7 protein-coding genes are annotated in these 7096 nt (G+C 68.2%); 4 read left to right on the forward strand and 3 right to left on the reverse strand.

The window, feature by feature from the left end; genetic code table 11:
- Positions 1 to 7: 7 nt before the first annotated feature.
- On the reverse strand, positions 8 to 2128 hold the full coding sequence (locus NQ204_RS09120) for a methyl-accepting chemotaxis protein (RefSeq protein ID WP_116865069.1): 2121 nt from the start codon (positions 2126 to 2128) through the stop codon (positions 8 to 10).
- A gap of 183 nt (positions 2129 to 2311) precedes the next feature.
- Here NQ204_RS09120 and NQ204_RS09125 point away from each other — a divergent pair, with 183 nt between their 5' ends.
- Complete coding sequence (locus NQ204_RS09125; RefSeq protein ID WP_256643642.1) at positions 2312 to 2767, forward strand: Rrf2 family transcriptional regulator; 456 nt, start codon at positions 2312 to 2314, stop codon at positions 2765 to 2767.
- A complete protein-coding gene (locus tag NQ204_RS09130) occupies positions 2757 to 3662 on the forward strand; it encodes an NAD(P)/FAD-dependent oxidoreductase (protein ID WP_256643643.1) in 906 nt (301 codons plus the stop codon). Before NQ204_RS09125 ends, NQ204_RS09130 begins: the two co-directional genes overlap by 11 nt.
- A gap of 133 nt (positions 3663 to 3795) precedes the next feature.
- On the opposite strand, the gene NQ204_RS09135 is transcribed toward NQ204_RS09130, so the two are convergent.
- Positions 3796 to 4752, reverse strand: a complete 957-nt coding sequence (locus NQ204_RS09135; protein WP_256643644.1) for an aldo/keto reductase — start codon at positions 4750 to 4752, stop codon at positions 3796 to 3798.
- A gap of 169 nt (positions 4753 to 4921) precedes the next feature.
- Between NQ204_RS09135 and NQ204_RS09140 the strand changes: the two genes are divergently transcribed.
- Entirely contained in the window at positions 4922 to 5779 is an 858-nt protein-coding gene (locus NQ204_RS09140) for a class I SAM-dependent methyltransferase (RefSeq protein ID WP_256643645.1), read from the forward strand.
- 80 nt (positions 5780 to 5859) lie between these two features.
- Positions 5860 to 6399: a pseudouridine synthase gene (locus NQ204_RS09145; RefSeq protein WP_256643646.1), complete on the forward strand. Its 540-nt coding sequence runs from the start codon at positions 5860 to 5862 to the stop codon at positions 6397 to 6399.
- Between the two features lie 109 nt (positions 6400 to 6508).
- Here the strand turns inward: NQ204_RS09145 and NQ204_RS09150 are convergent, their stop codons facing one another.
- A complete protein-coding gene (locus NQ204_RS09150; RefSeq protein WP_256643647.1) occupies positions 6509 to 6898 on the reverse strand; it encodes a hypothetical protein in 390 nt (129 codons plus the stop codon).
- Positions 6899 to 7096 lie beyond the last annotated feature (198 nt).

The raw sequence follows: 7096 nt of genomic DNA on the forward strand, positions 1-7096 counted from the left end.
AACACCGTCACGCCGCGTGCGCGAGGGCATCCTTCGTCGTCGCCGCACTCGACAGATCAAACACATCCACCGCTTCGATCAAGCGGTCGGCCTGCTGTTCCAGGCTGCGCGCGGCGGCACTTGCTTCTTCCACCAGCGCAGCGTTCTGCTGGGTGGTGCCATCCATCTGGATCACGGTCTGGCTGACCTGCTCGATACCCGCGCTCTGTTCCTGCGAGGCAGCGGAAATCTCGGCCATGATGTCGGTCACCCGCTGCACCGAGGCCACGATCTCGGCCATCGTGTCACCGGCCTGGCGCACGCGCTGCGCGCCGTGGCCGACCTGCTCCACCGACGCTTCGATCAGCGTCTTGATCTCCTTGGCCGCGGCCGCCGAACGCTGCGCCAGCGTACGCACCTCACTGGCGACCACTGCGAAGCCACGACCCTGTTCGCCGGCACGCGCCGCTTCCACCGCCGCATTCAACGCGAGGATGTTGGTCTGGAAGGCGATGCCATCGATGACGCTGATGATCGCGGCGATCTGCCGCGACGACGTCTCGATCGCGCCCATGGTCGCCACCACCTGGCCGACCACTTCGCCGCCCTGCGAGGCCACGCCATGCGCGCCGATCGCCAGCTGGTTGGCCTGGCGCGCGTGCTCGGCGTTCTGGCGCACGGTGGAGGTCAGTTCCTCCATCGACGCGGCGGTCTCTTCCAGATTCGCGGCCTGCTGTTCGGTACGGCGTGACAGGTCGTTGTTGCCGGCCGCAATCTCGGCCGCGGCCGAATGGATGCTGTCCGAGGTGTGCTTGATGTCGGTGACGATCGTCGCCAGCTGCGCCGCCGTGGTGTTGGCATCGCCGGCGATGCGCGCGAACACACCCTGGAAATCACCGTGCATGCGTGCGCCCAAGCGGCCATCGGCAATCGCCCGCAGCATCGTCGAGACCTCGGCCAGATTGTGGTCGGCAGCGTGCATGAGCCGATTCAACCCATCGACCATCGCGCGGAAGTCATGCTCGAAGTTCGCGCTGTCGCCGCGTTGGCTGAAGTCGCCCGCCGCCGCGGCCGTGGCCAAGCGGCGAATCTCGCCGTTGATGGCGCCCAGGTTCTGCTTGGCGGTATGCAGCGTGTCGGTAATGATCGCCTTTTCGCCCGGCAGCGCCTCCATATCCTCGCTCAGGTCGCCCACAGCGTAGCGGCCGATGATGCTGACCGCACGCATCTTTACTTGGATGTGCGCGTCGACCAGCGCATTGGTGTCGGCCACCATGCGCCCGTACGCGCCGGGGAAGGCGCTGGCCTGCATGCGGTGGCTGATGGTGCCGGCGTCGTGTGCCTGCGCCATCGCCGCCTGCGCGGCGAGCACGTCGCGCAGGGTGCCCTGCACGGCCTGCATGGCCTGCGCCAGGCGGCCGATCTCATCGCGGCTGCGTACCTGCACCACATGGTCCAGATCGCCGGCGGCCACCGCGCGTGCTGCGGCTTCCACCGCCAGCACCGGCTGCACCACCGCGCGCCGCAGCCACCAGCCGAGGCCAGCCAGCAGCAGCACGGCCGCCGCGATGGTCAGCGCGGCGGACAGCACCAGCGTGCGCCGTGCCTGCTGCGAACGTGCGCTCACTGCGGCCTCGGCCACCTGGGCGGTTTGCGTGCCCAGTGCATCCAGCGCGGCGGCCACGGGCCGATCCTTGCCGCGCACCAGGGTGTCGCCGGCGGCCGGGTCGTAGCCAGCATCGGCGAATGCCTGCAGGGCGGCGTGGTAGTCCTTCTGCAGCTGCGCATGCAGGCCACTGAACGCCTGTGCCATGTCGCGCGTGCGGGCATCGGGGCTGTTGGCCAGGCCGGCGGCCAGCGTCTCCACCAGCTTCCCTTCGTCATCGAAGGCCTGCAGGTGGCGCTGGCGCAGCGCCTCATCGTGGCCGCGCAGCAGCACGTTCTTCCATTCCTGCACCTGGCCGCGGAACTCGCGCTGCAGGCGTTCGGCGTCGCGGCTGTGGGCGACTTCCGCGGGCACGTCGGTGGATAGCTTCAGCCACGCAGAAGCGAGGCCGGCCAGGGCGCATAGCAGGACGATGGCCAGGCCAACGGAAACAGCACCCAGCAGCTTCGACTGCAGCCGCGGCGCACGGGAAGAGGCGTTCATGGGATGGACTCTTGGAAGGGGTGCGATGCGGTATCGACCGCGCTTGAGGGCTCTGAAGTGCAAAGCCCGTCACATTACTGTTGCGTTTAGAGAGGTGAAGGGAATGTTTAATAGGACGAATGTGTCCAGATGTAACGAAAGCAGACCCTCGACAGGTGGTTTAAATGTAACTATCGTAGTTACATGAGATCCGCTGACCCGCTCTCCGACGCCCTGCACGTGATGGCCCACCTGGTCGGCCAGGAAGGCCCGCGTACCTCCGAACAACTGGCCACCTGCCTGCCGACCCACCCGGTGGTGATCCGCCGCCTGCTGGCGCAGATGCACAAGGCCGGGCTGGTGCGCAGCACGCGCGGCCACGGCGGCGGCAGCCAGCTGGCACGCGATGCAGCGCAGATCAGCCTGCACGACATCTACCTGGCGGTCGGTGCGCCGCCGCTGGTGCAGCTCGGCCAGCGCGACAACGGCGGTGGCTGCCCGATCCAGCAGCTGGTCAACCAGGCCCTGCAGGACGGCGCGCGGGAGGCCCAGCGCCTGCTCGAAGCGCGCCTGCAGGCCAGCACCCTGGACCAGCTGGGCGCCGACTTCGCCCGCCATCTTGCCCATCACCGTTCCCTGGAAGGTCCCCATGAATCCTGATGTCCTCATCGTCGGCGGCAGCTATGCAGGCATTGCCGCCGGCCTGATACTGGCCCGCGCGCGCCGTCCGGTCACGATCATCGACAGCGGCCTGCCGCGTAACCGTGCCGCCAGCCACTCGCATGGCGTGCCTGGCCAGGACGGCATCAGCGGCGCCGAGCTGCTGAAGAATGCACGCCAGCAGCTGCTCGATTACCCCACCGTGCGCTGGCTGCAGGGCGAGGTGGTGCACGCGCAGTCCACGGCCGAGGGCGTGGAGCTGCGTACCGCCGATGGCCAGGTGCTGGCTGCGCGCAAGCTGCTGCTGGCCACTGGCATCGCCGACCAGCTGCCCGAGCTGCCGGGCCTGGCCGAACGCTGGGGCAGCACCGTGCTGCACTGCCCGTACTGCCATGGCTACGAAGTCGGCGGCGGTGCCATCGGCCTGCTCGGTGGCCATCCGATGTCGGCGGCCAAGGCGACGCTGTTCGCCGACTGGGGCAATGTCACTTTCTTCGGCCAGGGCTTGCCGATCAGCGATGAAGAGCAGGCCGCCATGCAGCAGCGCGGCGTGCAGATCGAGACCACCCCGGTGGTGGGCGTGCAGGGCGAACAGCCGACGTGGCTGGAAGTGGAACTGGCCGATGGCCGCCGCATCGCCCAGCGTGCGCTGTTCGTGCCGGCCATGCAGCAGATGGCCACGCCGTTGGTGCAGCAGCTCGGCTGTGCGCTGGTGGAAAGCCCGCTGGGCGTGCTGGTCGAGGTCGACATGATGAAGCAGACCTCGGTGGCGAACGTGTACGCCGCGGGCGACGCGACCACGGTCGGCAACATCACCCTGGCGATGGCCGAAGGCGTGCGTGCCGGCATCGGCGTGCACCACGCGCTGGTGGGCGAGGACAGCGTGCCGCGCTGAGTGCGGCGGGGTCGGATCCCTTTCGTGGAAAGGGATCCGACCCCTGACTCGCCTTGACGCCGAACTTGGTCCGCGCCGTTGGGGTCAGAGCCCTTTCTGCGAAAGGGATCCGACCCCGGCGTGGATGGTCCAATCAACCCTCGGCGCTGGCCGCGTCCAGCTGTGCGATGTCCTGCACGCTCAGGCCGACATTGGCGGCCGCCAGCAGGTCGTGCAGCTGCTCGACGCTGGTGGCGCTGACGATCGGCGCGGTGATCGACGGCCGTGCGATCTGCCACGCCAGCGCGATCTGCGCGGCACTGGCGTTGTGCTTGCTGGCCACATCATCCAGTGCCTGCAGGATGCGCAGGCCCCGCGGGTTCAGGTAGCGCTTGACCACGTTCTCGCCGCGCGCCGGGCTCTTGCTGGCATCGGCCGGGGTGCGGTACTTGCCGCTGAGGAAGCCGCTGGCCAGTGCGTAGTAACCGATCACGCCGATCTGCTCGCGCTGCACCAGCGGTTCCAGTTCGTTCTCGTAACCAGCACGGTCGTACAGGTTGTACTCCGGCTGCAGGGTTTCATAACGCGGCAGCTTGTAATCGGTGGACACCTTCAGCGCATCGGCCAGGCGCGTGGCGCTGTAGTTGGAAGCGCCGATGGCGCGCACCTTGCCCGCTTCGATCAACCGACCGAATGCGGCCAGGGTGGCTTCCAGCGGCGTCGATTCGTCATCCTCGTGGGCCTGGTACAGGTCGATCACATCCGTCTGCAGGCGGCGCAGCGAATCTTCCACCGCAGCGTTGATGTTGTCCGGGGTCAGGCCGGGGCGCTCGGCCCACTTGGCCACCTTGGTCGCCAGCACCACCTTGTCGCGCTTGCCGCTGCGCGCGAACCACTTGCCGATCAGGGTTTCCGATTCGCCGCCTTCGTTGCCCGGCACCCAGGCCGAATAGACATCAGCGGTGTCGACCAGGTTGAAGCCGGCATCGACGAAGGCATCGAGCAGGGCGAAGCTGGCCTTCTCATCGGCGCTCCAGCCAAACACGTTGCCACCGAAGGCGAGCGGACGTACATGCAGGCCGGAACGGCCCAGTTCGCGGGTTGCCGTCATGGGCACGGACTCCTTGGGGGTAGTCCTGCAGCATAGAACGCGCCGTGTGACCGCGCTGCGGCGTCGAACACAAAACAGTGTTCCGTCGCGGGCGCGTGGCTAACGTTCTGTGAACACCTTGCACGCGGCGGCTGCTAGTCTCGCCGCATCTTCCGCTGGAATCGCCCCGATGATCGCTGCCTCGTCCCTGCGTAGCTGCCGCCTGCTGCTTGCCTCGGCCCTGCTCGTTGCTGTTCCCGCATTCGCTGCACCGGCCACGGTGGCACCGGCGAAGATCCAGGTCTCGCCGGCCATCGATGCCGCAGTGAAGGCATCGACCCGCGACCCCGCCAATGTGAAACGCGACAACTACCGCCATCCGGCGCAGTCGCTGGCCTTCTTCAAGGTCGCACCGGAAAAGACCGTCATCGAGATCACCCCCGGCAACGGCTGGTACTCGGAAATCCTGGCGCCGCTGCTGCGTGACAAGGGCCACTACATCGCCGCCGTGGTCGATCCGGCCGCCGTGCCCGAAGGCCGTGGACGCGATTACCAGCAGCGCAGCCGCGATGGCCTGGAAAAGAAGTTCACCGGCGCACCGGCCCAGTTCGACAAGGCCGCCGTGGTCGGCTACGACCCGGCCAAGCCGGTGTTCGGCCCGGCCAATTCGGCCGATGTCGTGCTGACCTTCCGCAACGTGCACAACTGGCGCAAGGCCGGCCAGGCGCAGGGCATGTTCCAGGGCTTCTTCAACGTGCTGAAGCCGGGCGGCGTGCTGGGCGTGGTCGAGCATCGCGCCAAGGCCGACGTCGCCGATGACGACGACACCGGCTATGTCGGCCAGCAGCAGGTGATCGCCATGGCCGAGGCCGCGGGTTTCAAGCTGGACGCGCGCAGCGAGGTCAATGCCAACCCGCGTGACACCAAGGACCACGCGAACGGTGTCTGGACCCTGCCGCCGACCAACCAGCACGACAAGGCCGACGACGCCAGGTACCAGGCCATCGGCGAAAGCGACCGCATGACCCTGCGCTTCGTGAAGCCGTAAGCCGGTAGCGCCGGGCCCGCCCGGCGAGCGCGCAGCGCGGCGTGGGACAATGCATCACCCCGCCGCCTGCCGCTTCCGCAATGCTGATCGCCTTCAACAAGCCCTTCAACGTGCTCTGCCAGTTCACCGACCGCAGCGTGCCGCCGCGGCCGACGCTGGCCGGCTTCGGCCTGCCGCCACGCGTGTATGCCGCTGGCCGGCTCGACCATGACAGCGAGGGTCTGCTGCTGCTGACCGACAACGGCACGCTGGCGCACAAGCTGACCGACCCGAAGCACAAGGCCGACAAGACCTATTGGGTGCAGGTGGAAGGCACGCCCAGCGACGAGCAGCTGCGGCAGCTGCGCGACGGCGTGGCCCTGAACGATGGGCCGACTTTACCGGCGAAGATCGAGCGCCTCGATCCGGCGCCGGAGCTGTGGCAGCGGGATCCGCCGGTGCGTTTCCGCAAGACCGTGCCGGACAGCTGGCTGGCCATCACGATCCGCGAAGGACGCAACCGCCAGGTGCGGCGGATGACCGCGGCGGTGAGCCTGCCAACCCTGCGCCTGGTGCGCGTGTCGATGGGGCCATACCGGCTGGATGACCTGCAGCCGGGGCAGTGGCGGCAGATCGGCTGAGCCGGACTGCAGAAACAAAAAGGGTCGGAGCCCTTCCTGCGGAAGGGATCCGACCCTGGATCGGGGTCAGCCCCCTTCCGCAGGAAGGGCCCTGACCCGCAGGCCGACCTCAGGCATCGCTGCCGATGTCGCTGTGCTCGTCCACCACGGTGTGGTTGCGGCGGTCACGCGCGTTGATACGCTTGGCCTGCCCGTCCACCACCTGGCCGTTGGCGGCCTTCTTCTTCTGCTGCTTGCGGTACAGCGCGTAGCCAAGCAGGCCCACGCCCACGGCAGCGGCGGTGATGGCCACGGCCGGGTTGCGGCGCACGAACTTGGTGGCGACCTTGCCGCCGGTCTTCACCGCACCCACGGCGGCGCCGGTCTTGATCCAGTCACTGGCCTGCGGGCCGAGGTGGCGCAGGCTGCCGCCAGCGCTCTTCAGGCCATCACCCGCGGTGTGCGCCAGTTCCAGGGCGCGCTCCAGGGCGCGGTCGGTGATAACGGTCAGCTTGCTCATGCGGGGGGTCCTTTGCCTCGGGTCGAAGTCCAGTGTGTCGTGCTGCCTGTAAACGGTATGTCAGTCAGGGCGATCGATGAGGTGACGCTATCCGGTCCATTCAGGATCAGGCAGGAAACCACGGTGGGGGGGGGGGGGGGGGGGGGGGGGGGGGGGGGGGGGGGGGGGGGGGGGGGGGGGGGGGGGGGGGGGGGGGGG

The organism is Stenotrophomonas testudinis (assembly GCF_024499815.1).
GTDB lineage: Bacteria > Pseudomonadota > Gammaproteobacteria > Xanthomonadales > Xanthomonadaceae > Stenotrophomonas.